Below are 642 nucleotides of genomic sequence, written 5' to 3'. Positions count from 1 at the left end.
CGTTCAAAACTTCTAAAACCATAGGCATTTCTCTTTAACACTTTTGTTGTATTATTGATACCTTCTAAGAATCCATTTGAATACTTATAAACGAAACTATTCAGTATTTCTATTTGCCAATTTTTAAAGGTTTTTACTACTTTTGTGAGCTCTGGTATACCTGAAGTTTCGATCATTTCGTAAAGGTCGAGTAATTCCTCTTTCACGTGTGCAATTTGTTCCTGTGTACTTTCTTTCGCTCGCTTAAACCATTGACAATATGCTTCTTTTAACTCGTAGGCTTTTTTAAGTTCGTCTGACATTTCCAAATACCTTTCTAGATACCACCTGTCTTTATCCGTTAAGCGATGATTTGCTTTATGAAAAACATGTTTCATTCGCTTACACTTTTTACGGTCATACGAATGAAAGGTTTGTTGCACTCTTCTTCTAACTCCATCAAGTCCCCAATAGATATAACGACAGAAATGAAAGCGATCGGCCACTATAACCGGTTTTCCAAGTGATGTTTGAACGGCTGCTTTGAAAGATGGACTCATATCCATGACAACAACCTGAACATTTTCACCATGTCTTTGTAAATACTGTTTAATTGTGTTTTTATATCGATTTGGTAAAATATCTAAAGGTTCTTTCGTAACC

General features: G+C 34.7%; 1 protein-coding gene. It reads right to left on the bottom strand.

Annotated elements, in window-relative coordinates:
- On the bottom strand, positions 1-642 hold a 642-nt coding region (locus tag AC6CHR_RS25040), incomplete at both ends, for an ISL3 family transposase (protein WP_498251902.1).

Source organism: Metabacillus sp. GQ13 (assembly GCF_059758525.1).
This window is presented reverse-complemented; position numbering and strand designations above follow the sequence as displayed.